We start from the raw sequence: 15,123 nt of genomic DNA on the forward strand, positions 1-15,123 counted from the left end.
TTGGTCCGATGTGTTCGTAGATTGGAACTCCATGGATTTGATGCCACTGGCATCAAATCTACTGACGTCCACCGCGTTTGCCACGCAGTTGGCGCAGCTCATTCAGGCACGCTTGGGCGAGGGCGGAGGCGGGTTCGCCCTGTTTTCGAATGGGGCGCGAGGGGGTTGGTGCAGGCGGTTCTGCAATGGGTGACGGTTCGGCCTGACCTGCCCAAGGATGAAATTCGCCGTTCAGCGCACGCTGGATCAGACCCATCAGATACGCCGCTGGCTTGCGGATTCCACCGGCCGCACAGCGTGCCCCCGCTTCGTTGAGCACCGCCTGCCGATCCGCTGGTTTGAGCTTGTTCAGCGCCACGGCGACGGCCTGACGCTCGCTTGGGCTCAGGTGCAGCGCAGCGGGCCAGTGCAGGTTATCCACCGCTGGGGTCGCGCGCGGTACTGTACAAATACTTTCTTTTAATACAGTACAGGCGGCGTTCGGATTCCGAACGGTGCCGGAAACACTGGCGTTCAGACTCGGTTCGGAATCCGAACGAGGGCCTGCACGATTCCGAACGAGGGCATCTTCCCCCCGTTCGGAATCGTGCACCGCGGAGTCGGTTGTCGGATCCAATCCTTGCTGCATCCAGTGTTCGCCCCAACTGTCGAGCCGTGTCGGTAGTCGACCCTGATCGATATTCGTGTCCTGGCGGATTTCTTCCACAATGTGCTGCGCGACAATACGCACCGCCTTGGTCGCATGACCGAGGGCATGTCCGACCAGCGCCAGGTAATCCTGATCCAGTTCCATGGCTTCGGCGGAGGTTAACGGCTCATCGTGCAGAACGTACAGAGAACCTTGAAGGCGTCCGCTGAGCTGATCGCGTCCGCGACTCACCAAGCTGAGCCAGCGAGTGAGCCTGAGCATCGTCAACACCCGAGCAATGGTTTCACGGGAGGCTGACGCACCGTAGGGCACGCTAGACAGGTAAGGCTGCAAATCCTCATAGCGCGGTGTGACCACGCCCTGGCCGTGCAGCATGAGTCGAAACACCTGCCAGGCATTGCGTTCCAATGGCGTCAGCCGACTATCCAACAGCAGCCGACGTGGCACGACTTCGTGAGATTGGCCACTGAACAAAAAGCCAGCCTGCAGCGCCTGGTTGGAGGGTTGTTCAGTGGTGGGGCGTGCGGGCCAGCGTTCACTCAGCTGCTGGGTGCATTGCTGCAGGACACGTTGCCAGCGACTGGACGGGGCAGTGTTCATGTGTTGTTGCTGTACTGGTCAATCTGCTGCCAAACGATGGTCAAGCTGATCTGTTGCTCTTCGGCCAGCATCATCATGGCGTCGAGCTGATCCCCGGTACTGTCTTGAGCGCGCAGTTGGCACCATCGCTGCCAGAGCGCGTGTTCCTGCGCTTCACTCAAATGCTGAGGACGACCCTTACGGGTTTCTATCTTGAGCAGACGTCGACGCAGGGCGGTTTCCGAATGCGCCAAGCCGAAGTATTGATACATGATGGTGCTGCTGGCGCCTAGCTTGAGCGCGCGGTTGATCAATCGCTCGTTCTGTTCGTCGCGTTCGGCTTGCTCGATCAACCGATGCAGCACCGGCGAGTCGATCTTGACCTCGACCCAAGACACGGTGGCATGTGCCAGCCGCGACAGCGTGGTGGGCGGTAAGGATTGCAACAAGTAGATGTCGTCCTCACTCAGTCCGAGTGCCTTGCAGCGTTGTAGATTACCCAGGCGCAGCTCATGCAGCACCTGGGTCAGCATGGCCTGGTTGAGCACATTGAAGGACAGGTTCATGGCAGTTCCTTCGGTGACTCATTTTGAGGGGGAAGCGTTAGGTCGATCAGGCGACGGGCCAGGCGGATCAGCCGATACAGTTTGATGAGCAGACTGTCGGGCAATCGCTCCAGTCCCACATCCACGGCGGGACGATCTGTGAGCGGAAGTTGATAGATCCCCAACAACAACTGGCCGAACAGCGCCGAGGGCAGTTGCTTACGATCTTCCCAGTTGACCTCGTCTTGAGCGCGCAGCAGGGCCAGGAGCAGTAGGTGAACGCCGGTCGCGCGAGGCACTGCAAGATCAACTCGCTCGATGTTCAGGGCGAAACCCAAGCCAAGCTGCTGATCGACGATGCTCTCGGGATGACCCGCATAATTTGCCATTTCCCGCGCCAGTCCGGCGATGGCTAAGCGCAGTTGTTCGGGGCTATCCAGTGCTGGTGCGATTGTCCAGATGTCGTCGATCGCATAGGTGTCGACCGAATATGCTGAGTCGGTGGCGGTCTCGCGATCGATCTGTTCACGAATCTGTTGAACGCGTGACGGAGGACTGACCGCCGATGCGACATTCGTTTCTGGCGGTGTGAGCAGTTCCTCTCGCGTTGGTTCGGTCTGGGGCCTAGTCTCAGTTGATTTGGGATGGGGCGCGGAGGAGGGAGGTCCTGCCGAGGCTTCATCACTGCTCGGCAGATGGATATTTTCCGAGGGCGCTGTGAGGGCAACGCCAGGCGTCGAGATGACCCGTTGGGTATCGCTCAGCTCCAGAGCCAACATACGGTAGGACTGTCCGAGCAAGCGGCTCATGCGTTCGAGCAGTTCATCCTGGATTTGCTCAAGATCGAAGGACTCGGGTTCTGCATCGAAGTAGCCCAGGGTCTCGAGCCAGAAATCGGCGAACGCAACGGCGGCGGTTGGATAGCGGTTCCAGGTTCGTTCTGCCTGGCTGCGTAGGCCGATCAGGCGTTCGATCTGGGGCTTACCCAATCCGGCATACAGGGTTTGTGGAATGGCGGGCAGTAAGTGTTCGAGAGTGTCGAGCATCCGGCTGATGTGCGGCTGCGAAATCGGATAGCCTCCAGCGGCAAGACGTCGTGCCAGTTCCCGTTGTGAGAGCACAGCTCCCTCTGCTTCGAGCATGGTTTTGAGTTTGGCTACCGCCAGAGCCCGTTCGATGAACGTGAGTTGGCCGTGCAGATCGCTTTCAGCCAGATGGCCGAGTAGGGCGGTGATTTCATTGCTCCAAGGTCGGAACAGGCAATGAATGCGAAAGAAGCGCTCGTCGCGAGTTTCCTGCCACAGTTCGCCGAGAATCGCCAAGCGCGTATTACCGCCGTTGCGGATGATGAAATAGGTTTCACCCGGCCGTCGGGTAATCGGTGGCGGTTGATCCAGCCCGCGTTCACGGATCGAAGCCTTGATATCGTCGTATAGCGGATTACGGATGAAGCGCGGGTTGTGTTCGTAGGGCCGCAGCTCCTCCAGCGTGACCAACATAGGCGTGTCAGTAAGTGGATCGGACAGCCGCTCCTGTTCCGGCCCTCGAGGGAAGTGGTCCTGGTGCAGCTTGTCGGTGATCTGCCCCTGACTGAGCTTCTTCATCGGAACAACCTCAGTTAACGCCGGTTACGCAAATGGTCACCGACCTCGAACTTGACGATCTCGGCAGTGCCCGAACCTTCGAAATGTCGGGAGAGTTCTGCGAGGAACCACCCCATGGCCGAGCGCCCACCCTGCAGGCGAAAGACCACGGTGCAGTACTCCTCGCAATGTGGGTGGTGTGGTTGAATGGAGGGTGGAACGATGATGGGCAGTTGATCCAACATCAGAAGACTCCTAGCCAAACATGGTTGGCCTCAAGGTCGATCAAACACAATGACTGGGTGAGAAATGCGGGCTTGGTGATTTGTCTCATTGAGCCTCCGCGCATCGGCTCACCGAAGAGATCGCTTCGCGCCATTCCGGAAACAGTTCGATGGCCAGCGCTTGCGTGGTTTCCAGCGCTGATGGCGAGCGTCGTTCCCGTGACTGGCGTGTCTCAATTAGGTGGACCGGTAGGCCGAGGGAGGCGGCATTGAGGTACGCCACTCGATCTGGAACTACCGTGTCTAAAACCGAGATGTGGGTAGCCCCAGCGAAAGTCTCGCGCAGGCCATGGATGATCATCCGGGTGTCCACCCGAATGGCATTCACCTGGTTCAGTAGCAGTCGTAAGGGTGGTGGTGGAATGCCCATGTGGCGGAATGGTTCGAGTTCGCTGAGTAGCTTCAAGGTGCCGCGCTGCAGTTCGCGGGCGGCGAGCATTTCCGGCGTGATGGGAGAGAGGGCTAGGTCGGAGGCCAGGATGGCCATCTCCAGCAGCACGCTACGTGCGCCCTGGGTGTCGATCAAAAGCAGGTCATAACTGGGGCGGAAGGCATCCAGCAAATTGCGCAGACGCAGTCGCCCATCAGGGGCATGCAGCAATAAGGTGCTCAGTCGGCCTTGATCGTCGTTGGAAAGGATCAAATCGAGCCCAGGGATGACCGTCTTGGAAACAATCTGTGCAGGCGTTGTAAGGTTGAGTGCGATGAACTCGTATGCACCGGCATCAGCCTTCTGTTTCAAGGTGTAATAGCTGGAGAGGGTAGGTTGGCTATCCAGGTCCAGCAGCAGAACGCGCAGACCCGCATCAGCCAGCAGACCGCCGAGATTGGCGGTCACCGTGGTTTTGCCTACCCCACCTTTAGTGGAAACCACCGATACCACACGCATGGCATCAGGCCTGCTGGCCTAAGCGCTCAGCGACCCACCGCTCGATCTCCAGCGAATCCCAGCCCACAGCCCGCAATCCAATGCGTTTAGCCTGAGGAAATTTCCCTTCTTTCATCAAGTTGTAGATGTGCGCACGCTTGAAGCCGGTTTTTCGCTCCACCTCGTCACGCCGCATGATGTGACGTTCTACCTGCAGTTGAGGTGCTTCAACGATGGGTGAGGATTGGCTGGACATGCTGGTCACTCCTGGCGCGGAATGGCGCGTAGTGGGAAGTGACCTGAATTGAATAACAGAAAGGGGAGGGCGTCATTGCACTGCAATCGGGTGTGTTGCAATGCAATGTTTCAGTCTATTTGCTCTTTTTGAGGTTGCGATTGGCTGCGGCGAACTTTTCATCCAGCGTTCGTTTGCTCAGACCGGGTACCTCGCTATGGCGTGCGATAACGGCATCGACGATTGCAGATTGGCTCTTGAACATGGATAGAGGGTGACCAGCAGGGGATTGGTCCAGGAAGAGATTGAGCAAAGCACCGATAATATTCTGATAGGTGAGTTCGCTACGATCGCTGAGCTGTCCGTGCGTTTTGACCATTGCTTTGAGGTCATCCCGTTCAAGCCCGATGGCCCGGAGATCTACTAAAATATCTTGGAGGTGATGCTGTAGCGTGTTCAGCTCTCGCAGGAGGGTATCCCGATCCGCTTGTAGCGCAAGGAAGGTTCCGATACTGACTTTTTCATGAGTGTCTCTGCCTGATTCAAACAGAAAGCCAGGCTTCTGATCGGGAAAATAAACCTGCATCCAGTGGCGCAAATCAGAGTGGCGGATTGTCAATTGATAAGGCTCCACATAGCTGCCCATAGGGACCGAAATACCGAGACAGCCATAAGTCAGTTCTCCATTACGTATCGCGTCGTAGATTTTTTCAGTGTTGGCGTGGAGGCACGGCCATTGGGGGAAGGTCGTGGACAGCACTGCGGGGCAATCCCTGGTGAACTCAAGAATCTGAGATTCATGAGCCATAAGATTGCACCAACGTATGGCGGCGTCGATGGGGCGATAAAACACTTTTGCCAGCGGATTGTAGCTATGGGGTGTGTACATAGGAGCGGCCTCATGTCTGAGGGAACAGATCCGCTAGGTACGTTTAGAGGCTTGTACTGGTTTGAGCTTCCATGCGGTGACTGTTCCATAAAACGGTTCAATGTGTTGGCAAGTCGACATCCTGTTTGAATTCATCGGGAAAGGAATGGCGTTGTTTGGTCATCAGAGGTCTCTACCTGGCGAGCATTCCCGTGTAGTATGTGCAAAAGACTTTTTACTAAAAAAACCGCCCAATGGGCGGCAAAAGATACTTCGAGGCCAGTGGAGCGGTTCTCGAAGCCTTACACGCAATCAAAATATGTTAAGTGGGTACTCTGTGATAAGACGTAGCTCTTTTATGTCTGATTTAAAGTCGCTGCGATAGTCGGCGTAACGAACTCGCGCGCTCAGTCCCTTAGCGCGACCACTTTGCACTACATAACCTATTTGATAGTCAGTCTCCCACTCTTTCCCGTCATCCACTGCACTTGACACTTTGATGTTGTCACCCGCAGCATAACGCGCCATGAAAGTCAGGCCTGGGATGCCAACTTGTGAAAAGTTAAAGTCATATCTTAACTGCCAAGATTTTTCGTCTTCATTAACACCGTCCATGATCTGAATATAGTTGGCTAAGTACAGAGTGTCCGTCCCGTCTATAAGATACATATGAGCACCTCGACCGCGGGTTTGCTGATCAGCTACAGTAAAGGTACTGCCGAGATAGGAGTAGCTGCCTTGAAGACTGAACGCAAAGTTATCTAAATTTCCGCCGAGTTCATGCCCAATACTTTTCTGCTGATACGCATTGTATTGTAGGGTTACTGCCTGGTCAGCATCCAAACTATGTGACCAGTCAACACCGACAAAACGGTTATCCCAGTAGTTCTGTATACTCGATGCGTATAGGGAAGCTTTGAGCTCTTTGGTAAAATCATACTTACCGCCCAAATAATCAGCATCCTCCAAAGGACCCGATGCATGATCAGTCTGATCTCTACGACGTAATGATGTTAGGTGACCCGCTTCGATGAGAAGATTTGAAATTTCCGTGCTACTCAGAGTCACGCCTTCTACCGTTTCGGGAAGTAAACGGGAGTCTCCGTTCGAGAAAACGGGGTTATGGACAATCTGACCGCCTACCTTTAAAATACTATTTGATATTTTTACCTTAACTGCTCCTACCGCCTTGGAGTATTCGTCTTGAGCTTCATCAATCCCAGGTACGCCATTACCTGAGCTAGCAAGAAGGCCAGTACCAATACGATCGGAACTGCTATCAAGTTTCAAACCGAACATGCCGATTGTTTCTACTCCGAAGCCGACTATGCCGGGAGTATACCCAGTGTTGAACTTCGCAATAATACCATGCGCCCACTCTCGGCGCTGGCTCTGTTTGACTTTATCTCCTGAGTAGTCCCGATCAAAATAATAATTTCGGTTAAGTACGCTGAGCGTACTCTTCTTGACAAAATCAGACTCCGAAACATCCGAAGCAAATGTGTAGGCACTCCCCAACAACAGCACTGCAGCCGCGACAGCCAATAATACTTTCATAACATGCCTCTTTTTAAGTTATGGCATACATCAGGTTTTTTTTATTTTTACCGAGTAGTTATTATTCGCGCAACACAAAACCATACCAACATCCCACGCAGTAGGAATGTCAACTTTCCTAGCCCGAAATGCAAACACCATCTTAAAGTTTTATAGCGCGCCTATTCCAATGGGGGCAAGAAAACGCTGTCCAATTCTCGTACAGAAAATTTTAAAATCAGCTATTGAAGAAAATAGCCTCGCCGTAGAAACCTAATTTCTGGACAAAACCATTTATAGCTTCTTATCAACATTCCAAATTCGAAGGCATCGAGCATTTCCACTTACCAGCGTTTGGGCGCTTTCAAACCTTCCCGTCGCCATCCGTGGCATGCTCATATTACTCAAACGACCAGCAGGCTACCTGATCAACTTAATATGGCGAGGACGGGGAGTCTTCAGCCCTTCAAACCATCAAAACAACACAAACTTACCGAAAACTCACATTCACCATATGACAAATGGTAACTATTTATATTGTTTCCATTGTCGAAGCAAAAGAGCAAGGTGAGTACTTGGCAAAACTGCCGTTTCGAACCAATGAATAAGCTGCCACAAGATCGGGAGCAAAATATCTGTCAGCGTCATAGTGAGCGACTTCTTGACGGATAGTTTGCATCGCCAATTGGAGTGTAGAGCTAGTCTTAAGAGGACCACGCAAGTCCACGCCCTGAGCTGCAGCCAAAAGTTCAATGGCTAGAATGTGCGCCACATTATCAGCAATATCGGTCAAGCGGCGGGCGGCGTAGGTCGCCATGGATACGTGGTCCTCCTGGTTAGCGGAGGTAGGGATTGAATCAACAGAAGCTGGATGCGCAAGTGACTTGTTTTCTGATGCAAGTGCGGCGGCAGTAACATGTGCAATCATAAAGCCGGAATTGATACCACCATCTTTGACTAAGAATGGAGGTAGACGAGAAAGCGTTGCATCAATCAAAAGTGCAATACGACGCTCCGCAATCGACCCAATTTCACAGGCAGCAATAGCTAGGTTATCCGCAGCAAAAGCCACCGGCTCAGCGTGGAAATTACCTCCTGAGATAACCTCTCCAGTTTCGGGAAAGATCAGCGGATTGTCAGAAACAGCGTTCGCTTCAATCAGCAGTATGTTGGCGGCATGCCGAATCTGATCGAGGCAAGCTCCCATAACTTGAGGCTGACACCGCAGACTGTACGGGTCTTGCACTTTTTCGCAATCAGCATGCGACAGGTTAATCTCAGAGCCTTTAAGAAGAGTTCGGTAAGCTGCGGCAGCATCAATCTGACCTTGATGGCCTCGAAGCGCATGAATACGGTGATCAAAAGGTGCAACTGAACCCATAGCAGCATCGACCGACAGCGCACCTGCAACGAGAGCAGTGCTAAATAGGTCCTCAATCGCAAACAGATTCTGTATCGCGAGAGCAGCAGATGCCTGGGTTCCGTTAAGCAGGGCGAGCCCTTCCTTAGCTTGCAATGTAAGCGGATCGAGCCCGACAAGCTGCAATCCATCGAGAGCGCTCATGCGCTCACCCTTCACATGCACCTCACCGAATCCGATCAGCGTAGCTGACATGTGCGCAAGAGGAGCCAAGTCACCAGAGGCGCCTACGGAGCCTTTCACCGGGATTACAGGTAGCACATCCGCATTGAAGAGCTTGACCATGGCTTCCATCACTTCCAGACGGATTCCAGAGTTGCCACGGCCAAGGCTCGACAATTTGAGCGCTATCAAGAGGCGAACCACCGGTCGCGGCATTGGTTCACCCACGCCGACCGAGTGAGACAGCACCAGATTTTTCTGAAGCAACTCAAGCTGGTCGCTAGGGATGTGCGTGCTTGCCAGCAAACCAAAACCTGTGTTGATGCCGTACGCAGGTGCCCCTTTGGCAACAATTGCTTGAACGGTACGAGCACCCGCCTCGATAGCATCGAAGCTGGCCGGGTCGAGTTCGAGAGAGACGTTTTCACGCGCAATGCGGCGCAACTGGCTCAAGGTGAGTTTGCCAGGTGTTAGCTTAATCATGCCGATTTCCCCTATGAATGAAGGACGAATGAACAGTGAGCGAAATATACATGAATGTATTTTTTCATTCAATACCAAGTGAAAAATTGTTACATCCATCGTAAACACTATGATTTACAGGGGCTTAAGACAGACGAAGCGACAGCTGCACGCTACCAGCCACCACCGTTAATCTGAATCGTTGCATGGATGAATGAAATGTTTTATTCTTCGTCTCGCCGCAAACATAAAAACTTTCAGAACGATGGAGTTCCCATGTCAACGAACCTGCTCGAGTTTCACGCGCCGGGCCCGGATATTAAGTTCCGTGTCCAACTGCTTAACCAAGAAAACCCTGACGTCATCGCACAGGTCCTTGAGCAATTGCCACTTGATACCGTGCTTGGCCACGTCGTCATTTCTGGCGAAGCCATTTGGATGCCAACCAAGATTGTTCATTTGGGTAAGTCGAATATGGTGAAACGGACGCCCGGCGCTGTGTACCTGTACGCTCCAGGCCAAACAATTTGCCTGACCTACGGCGCCATCACTGAAAGCGCGCTAGTCAACAAATTTGGGCAAGTTCTCGATAGTGACCTGCCAGCGCTGTCGAAACTCGGCGAATTTGTCTTCGCACAGACGATCACCGAACCGCGCCGGAGTGTCATCAATATTACCGTTCGGAGGGCTTCATAATGTCCGGCATTAAGAAATTTGAAGGTAACTGGCGCGAAGCCAAAGCAGAGATTGATCGCCAAGTCGAACGCGTATGGCTGACAGAGCCTGAAGAAATTCAGAAAATTCGCTGGGGCATCATCGATAGCGGCGCCGGCAGCGGCCAACAATCTTTCAGCGTCTTGGTCCACCTCGAAGCGTATTTGATGTTGGTAGGCGCAGACGTGACCTATCGCTTTCTCAAGGTTTCCCAGTATCCGGATGTAGAGCTTCCGACGCTCATTAAGATGACTCGTGAGTTTCTGACCGGTACGTTTAACGTGTTCGAGTTCATGACCGACTTGGGTCTGACGAATATGCATGAAGTAGGGCAAATGTTTAGCGATGCCCTCGATACCTTGGAAACCAAAGAAGAATACGTCCAGCTCACTGGCTCTATGATGACCTATGTGATCCGTATGCATCGCTGGATCCACTTCATTTTCCCATGGAATCTGGGCGTAGCCTTCCCTCACCGTCAACCAGAAGAAGTTGCGGCTATCGCCGGAATTTTGACTAAAGCGTGAAAATTTACATTCAGTAATAGGCGATGCGGTCCTAGTACAGTGATCGCGCGTAGCGCCCCGTCCTTCACCACGCATGATGCTATGGTGGAGTCGGGGCATAATTTTGCAATATACTAAATCTGATGGCCTTGTTACCGTGTACTTACGGTACCAATCTTGCTTTGCTATCGAGTAACATGCCAAGCTTGCTAGTATTTACTCTAAAACTTGGAGATACCCTTGGCTGTCAGAGCTCGTAGCCCAAAAAATAAATCTGATGCGCTAGGACCTCAAGCTGCGGCTGATCCTACGCTACTGCGCAACGAGCTTGAACGAAGGCTTGAGGGCCGGCGCCTCACTCCTGCTCACCGCCGAATCACACAGATTCTGGTGCAGCATGCTGCCGACGTAGGTTATCTGACCAGTATGGAGTTAGCTCAACTGGCAAATGTAAGTCAGCCATCAGTGTCTCGCTTTGCAGTAGCATTGGGGTTCCCCGGCTTTCAAGAAATGCGGCGGGCTCTTCGTTCTCTCACTGAACCTTCCACAACAGCAAATACCAATACTCACAATGCCAACAAGTATCAGGTCGCCGCGGCAGCAGAAGCGCGCAATCTCATGGAGTTGTCAGAGCAACTTGAGGACATGGCTCGAATTAGAGAGTTTGGAAGCGCGCTAGCGGGATCAGCTCCACTCCTAGTTTTAGGGCTCCGCGCATCCGCGGGACTTGCAACTCAATTTGCCTATTTTGCAGCTAAAATCCACCCTGATGTTCGGCTCATTACTAATGGTGGATCGATTTCCGAGGACCAGATTGAGCAGGCAAAGGAAGCTGGAGCAACATGTATTCTTAGTTTTGCCATGCCACTTTATCCTCGCGAAACAATACAAGCGCTTCAATATGCCAGGCAGGTTGGTCTCGATCTTGCTGTTGTTTCCGATCCGGCGTTTCCTACGCAAGGACTCGCTCCAGACTTCAGTCTTTCAACTCGCATTTGTTCGTCGTTGGTTTTCGATTCCAGCGTATCTAGCGCTTTTCTAGTTACAGTTCTCCTAGAAGCTATGTGCGATGCTATGCCAGACGGAGGAGAAGCTCGTCTAGAAGCAGGTGACCGGTCATCTATGCGTCGAAAAGTGTTTATACGCTGATGCCCATATGTCCTGGTGTCATTAACTGTTCGCCTCATAGGCCTAAAAGTTAGCTCTTGTTAGAGGTGTCATGATAGGCCTAAGTCGTTTCGGTACCGATAAATTGCTCGCCTAGGATTGACCTTTTCCCTGCAAATAATCGTTAATCATCGTCAGGATCGCTGGCGCCAATTTATGCTTTTCCAGTAAGTACCGTAAACTCATGATTGTGGTGTCTTCGGGGATCGGCGCGCTCAGATTCAGAAGCACGAACTGGCGTAAGTACGTGATTTCATAAAGCGCTTATTTCCACGGCTGGATCGCTGAGGGAGAACCTGTTTAGCAACAGATGAATATGCAGCACGTTCGTATGCGTCCAGTGAAGGCATCTAGCCCGCCCTGCTAAGCCAAGACATTGTGTGCACTTCACTTTAAGTGTACACATCGTCTAGCCTTTTTAAGCAGATCTTCCATGCAGCCAGCGCGCCGTTCGTATTCCCAATCCTTCAACGCCCATTCAATAGTGTGCCCAGCCCAGTGTCTCGATTTCCAATATCGCGCTAACCCACAGCCTCAACGCGAACCTCGATCATGAGTGGATTCGACTGCAATTACATAAAAATGTCACCCTGCAACCAGTCTTCAACCCGTGCCGACACCGCTGAAATTACAAGGCATCTGCAATACGATCAAAAATCACGGCCGCCACTTTCAGCCTGGAAATCCACCCGAGTGGGCGTGGCGCCATCAAAGTGAACTGGCCAACCGAAAATGCTGCTTCCTGCGCCATGTGCACGAAGGTTACGACGGCTGCAACAAGCCATCTCAACGCGTTCATACGTTCGTGGCGAGGTAGCAGGCCGACCAGCGTCAACTCTTGCTGAGTTAGTGATCGGGATATTAGTGCGCTGCTTAATTGAACACGCTGCACATCCAGCGGATCTGACACAAACTATAAAAATTAATGGTGATTCTATGACTTGCCTTATTTGTTCTGCTTCCGCAGATCGCATCCAGTGCCAAGGGCCATGGGAAGAAAGAGACTGTCCAGACTGTGGACATTATAGAGTTTCCGATGAACTCTTATTGATGCTGATGGAGCAAGGGCAAATTTTCGATGTGAGCAAAATGAGGGCTTGGCTTACTGCTAGACACGAGGATGGCGTTACACTTTCCATAGAGACACATGATGCGCAGCTGGTGCTTTAAGTGGTTGGAGGCCTGTCGCGTGCTTGCGCACCGGGTGCCGCTGAGATCTCCCAGTTTCCGCGCGAAGGACTTCCCGACGTGCACAGGGTTTCCGACCGCGCGGGATCAGAGCATGACTAACATGTAACGTTTCGTATCACCTACCATTCTTAGGGATTGAAACGCGGTATCTGCTGCAAAATCGGGACTCAAGCCAAAAATGGGCCATCACCATTGACTGTCAATCTCAACATCATAGATTGACTATCCTCCGCGGGGTTGAGCCCAACATTGATATTCCTTCCTGCGAGGAATTGCTCGGCCAAGTATGCACATTGGCACATGCTCTTCAGTCCAGGACGAATTGGCTGCGTTGTCGGCCACCAGATGTGAGGTTGTGGACGAGAGAGTACAGGTAAGGAGGGGACAACTACCAATAAAGCCTCCATAACCAGATTGAACAATCAGGAGGGTGTATGAGCCGAAGAAAATCACAACTGAGAGCGATCAGCAGCTCAGGCCTGACAAAGCAATAATAGAAAGCAGCAATATTGCTGACTTAAGAGTTTCGCTTGGATCTAGTCTTTAGGCAAAATTTCAAGCACCAACTCTGCGGGCCGGCACAGGCGAACACCGAGGGGAGTCGCTACAAGAGGCCTGTTCATGAGAATAGGATGCGCGTCAATAGCATCCAAGAGAACCTCATCACTTAGACTTTTATCGTCCAGGCCCAAATCTTTATATTCTTGCTCCTGGATGCGAATGATATCCCTTACGGAAAGGCCTGCACGCTTTAAAAGATCAAGTAAAACCTGGCGATCTAAAGGATTAACAAGGTATTCCACGATATCAGGCTCAAAACCTGCACGCCGGAGGAGTTCAAGTGCTCCTCGAGAATGGGTGCACACTCCAGCGTGATAAATAATAATGCTCATCGTAATTTACCCATGACGCAATGATTAAAATAAATCTAGACACAGAAATCTGCTAAAACTGTAACATTCTTGCAGGCATTGGCAAAGCGAAACAACCCAATTGAGCAGGCTCGTGGGGCAGGCGCAAAATGTCTATTGGCGTCCGCAATGCCACTGTACCCGCGAGAGACGGTTCAAAGCCTTCATTTTGCTCGGGAGCGAGGTTTAAGCCTCGCAGTTGTCTCGGATCCAGTAATTGCTCCTCGCTAGTGTTCGACTCAAGCGCATCGAGTAGTTTCTTGGTTGCTGTTCTGCTGGAAGCAATGCGCGACGCGATGCCGGCTGGAGGCAGGCGATCGATCATCTCTAAAGCGAAAGGTGTTTGTTCGATAACTCCATCGAAGGCCCTTAGCAGACGAAGTCTGTATGTCCAATTACGTGCGTCCGCATCGTTTGCAGCAGCGCCTCACGGTTTCCCTCGGCCAGGTGATCTACAATCTCGAAGTGTCCGCGGACAGACCTTGCAAGCATGACAGAAGTGTTATTTTCCCGACGTGCCGCAAGAGGTATTCGGTCACGCAAGTCGAAGATCATCTTGACTAGGTCCGGATTGCTGCAGTGGTGCAGCAGACGGTGATGAAAGGCTCTGTTGCAGTCTTCTTGTTCTCTCGCCGTTCCGGAAGCCACAGCATCCGAAAACGCCTGAGCAAGCCTCTTAAGTGTTTGAATATCCTCAAGATCCATCTTGCCAATCACAGACTCTACGGCAGAAAGCTCGAGTATGGATCTGATCTCCAGAATGTTCTGCACGCGCTCCTGCGTAAACGTTTGAACTCTGTAACCACAGTTTGGAATGGACTCAACGACGTCCCGCTCAACCAGATTCTCAAGCGCCTGGCGAATGTCTAAGCGGGAGTGTTCATAGGTGAGTTCAAGCTCGGCTTGCTTCAGCCATGCCCCGGCACCGAGGCGGCCGGAGGTGATATCACGCTCTATCAAATTTGCAAGGTCGCGGACCCTGAACTGAGCACCGCGCTGTCGAGTTGTAGTTGATTTACTCATGCTCTGGGTTTGTATAGGCTCTAAATTTAACATATGGCTAAGGCCGATAACATACTTATCGACCCGCCCGCCGGCATCCTTAACAAAAACAGGCTACCCCATCTTTAGAGATCAATCCAGCGGCGTAACGTCCATCTGGAACGTCTTCTCGAAAGACTCTTCATTATACCATCCGCGCGCGCTTCGCTAATAGCCTTGTTAAACCGTAGTAAACAATAAATAGCAACACAAGCAAAGGCACACTTCTAAACAACTGAACATAAAGCCATGCAACAGCCCTGACGGGCTTTACCGGACACAAACTCAGCACCACTATTAGGAAGCCTAAGAGCCCCCTAACGTAACACTAACCAAAGCAAGCAAAATTGTCAGCGGAATACCTAGCAGTAACTGCAGAAATGTCTGATTTATAAATAAGAA

14 protein-coding genes and 1 pseudogene are annotated in these 15,123 nt (G+C 52.1%); 3 read left to right on the forward strand and 12 right to left on the reverse strand.

Translation table 11 applies throughout. The annotated features are described in order from the left end of the window. Positions 1-58: 58 nt before the first annotated feature. The 9 genes from KUF73_RS26475 to hutH form a co-directional block, all read right to left on the reverse strand. A complete protein-coding gene (locus KUF73_RS26475) occupies positions 59-1,249 on the reverse strand; it encodes an STY4528 family pathogenicity island replication protein (protein ID WP_218440932.1) in 1,191 nt (396 codons plus the stop codon). Then, positions 1,246-1,794 (reverse strand): DUF2857 domain-containing protein, encoded by a 549-nt coding sequence (locus tag KUF73_RS26480; RefSeq protein ID WP_218440933.1) that lies wholly within the window; start codon positions 1,792-1,794, stop codon positions 1,246-1,248. Before KUF73_RS26480 ends, KUF73_RS26475 begins: the two co-directional genes overlap by 4 nt. After that, entirely contained in the window at positions 1,791-3,377 is a 1,587-nt protein-coding gene (locus KUF73_RS26485; RefSeq protein ID WP_218440934.1) for a ParB family protein, read from the reverse strand. Before KUF73_RS26485 ends, KUF73_RS26480 begins: the two co-directional genes overlap by 4 nt. A 14-nt stretch (positions 3,378-3,391) precedes the next feature. Further along, on the reverse strand, positions 3,392-3,601 hold the full coding sequence (locus KUF73_RS26490) for a hypothetical protein (RefSeq protein ID WP_218440935.1): 210 nt from the start codon (positions 3,599-3,601) through the stop codon (positions 3,392-3,394). An 85-nt stretch (positions 3,602-3,686) separates the two neighbouring features. Continuing rightward, a complete protein-coding gene (locus KUF73_RS26495; RefSeq protein ID WP_218440936.1) occupies positions 3,687-4,529 on the reverse strand; it encodes a ParA family protein in 843 nt (280 codons plus the stop codon). Between the two features lie 4 nt (positions 4,530-4,533). Continuing rightward, a complete protein-coding gene (locus tag KUF73_RS26500; protein WP_218440937.1) occupies positions 4,534-4,764 on the reverse strand; it encodes an AlpA family phage regulatory protein in 231 nt (76 codons plus the stop codon). Between the two features lie 115 nt (positions 4,765-4,879). Then, positions 4,880-5,632 carry a hypothetical protein gene (locus KUF73_RS26505; RefSeq protein ID WP_218440938.1) on the reverse strand — a complete coding sequence of 251 codons (753 nt, stop codon included), beginning with the start codon at positions 5,630-5,632 and terminating at the stop codon, positions 4,880-4,882. Positions 5,633-5,923: 291 nt separating this feature from the next. Beyond that, a complete protein-coding gene (locus tag KUF73_RS26510; RefSeq protein ID WP_218440939.1) occupies positions 5,924-7,168 on the reverse strand; it encodes an OprD family porin in 1,245 nt (414 codons plus the stop codon). A gap of 511 nt (positions 7,169-7,679) precedes the next feature. Beyond that, positions 7,680-9,212, reverse strand: coding sequence for a histidine ammonia-lyase (gene hutH / locus KUF73_RS26515; RefSeq protein ID WP_218440978.1), 1,533 nt, complete (start codon positions 9,210-9,212; stop codon positions 7,680-7,682). Between the two features lie 255 nt (positions 9,213-9,467). Between hutH and KUF73_RS26520 the strand changes: the two genes are divergently transcribed. From KUF73_RS26520 to KUF73_RS26530, 3 genes are all read left to right on the forward strand, one after another. Beyond that, positions 9,468-9,887 carry a hypothetical protein gene (locus KUF73_RS26520; RefSeq protein ID WP_218440940.1) on the forward strand — a complete coding sequence of 140 codons (420 nt, stop codon included), beginning with the start codon at positions 9,468-9,470 and terminating at the stop codon, positions 9,885-9,887. Then, on the forward strand, positions 9,887-10,432 hold the full coding sequence (locus KUF73_RS26525; RefSeq protein ID WP_218440941.1) for a hypothetical protein: 546 nt from the start codon (positions 9,887-9,889) through the stop codon (positions 10,430-10,432). Before KUF73_RS26520 ends, KUF73_RS26525 begins: the two co-directional genes overlap by 1 nt. A gap of 219 nt (positions 10,433-10,651) precedes the next feature. Continuing rightward, positions 10,652-11,560, forward strand: a complete 909-nt coding sequence (locus KUF73_RS26530; protein WP_218440942.1) for a MurR/RpiR family transcriptional regulator — start codon at positions 10,652-10,654, stop codon at positions 11,558-11,560. Between the two features lie 114 nt (positions 11,561-11,674). On the opposite strand, the pseudogene KUF73_RS26535 reads toward KUF73_RS26530, so the two are convergent. The 3 genes and pseudogenes from KUF73_RS26535 to KUF73_RS26545 form a co-directional block, all read right to left on the reverse strand. Next, positions 11,675-11,903 (reverse strand): annotated as a pseudogene (locus KUF73_RS26535) (transposase); the annotation flags it as partial. A 1,402-nt stretch (positions 11,904-13,305) separates the two neighbouring features. Continuing rightward, the gene (gene arsC / locus KUF73_RS26540) at positions 13,306-13,662 is read right to left on the reverse strand and encodes an arsenate reductase (glutaredoxin) (RefSeq protein WP_218440943.1); all 357 of its coding nucleotides are present in this window, start codon (positions 13,660-13,662) and stop codon (positions 13,306-13,308) included. Positions 13,663-14,049: 387 nt separating this feature from the next. Further along, positions 14,050-14,703 carry a GntR family transcriptional regulator gene (locus KUF73_RS26545; protein WP_218440944.1) on the reverse strand — a complete coding sequence of 218 codons (654 nt, stop codon included), beginning with the start codon at positions 14,701-14,703 and terminating at the stop codon, positions 14,050-14,052. Positions 14,704-15,123: the final 420 nt, after the last annotated feature.

The organism is Pseudomonas sp. PD9R, from assembly GCF_019200975.1.
Lineage (GTDB): Bacteria > Pseudomonadota > Gammaproteobacteria > Pseudomonadales > Pseudomonadaceae > Aquipseudomonas.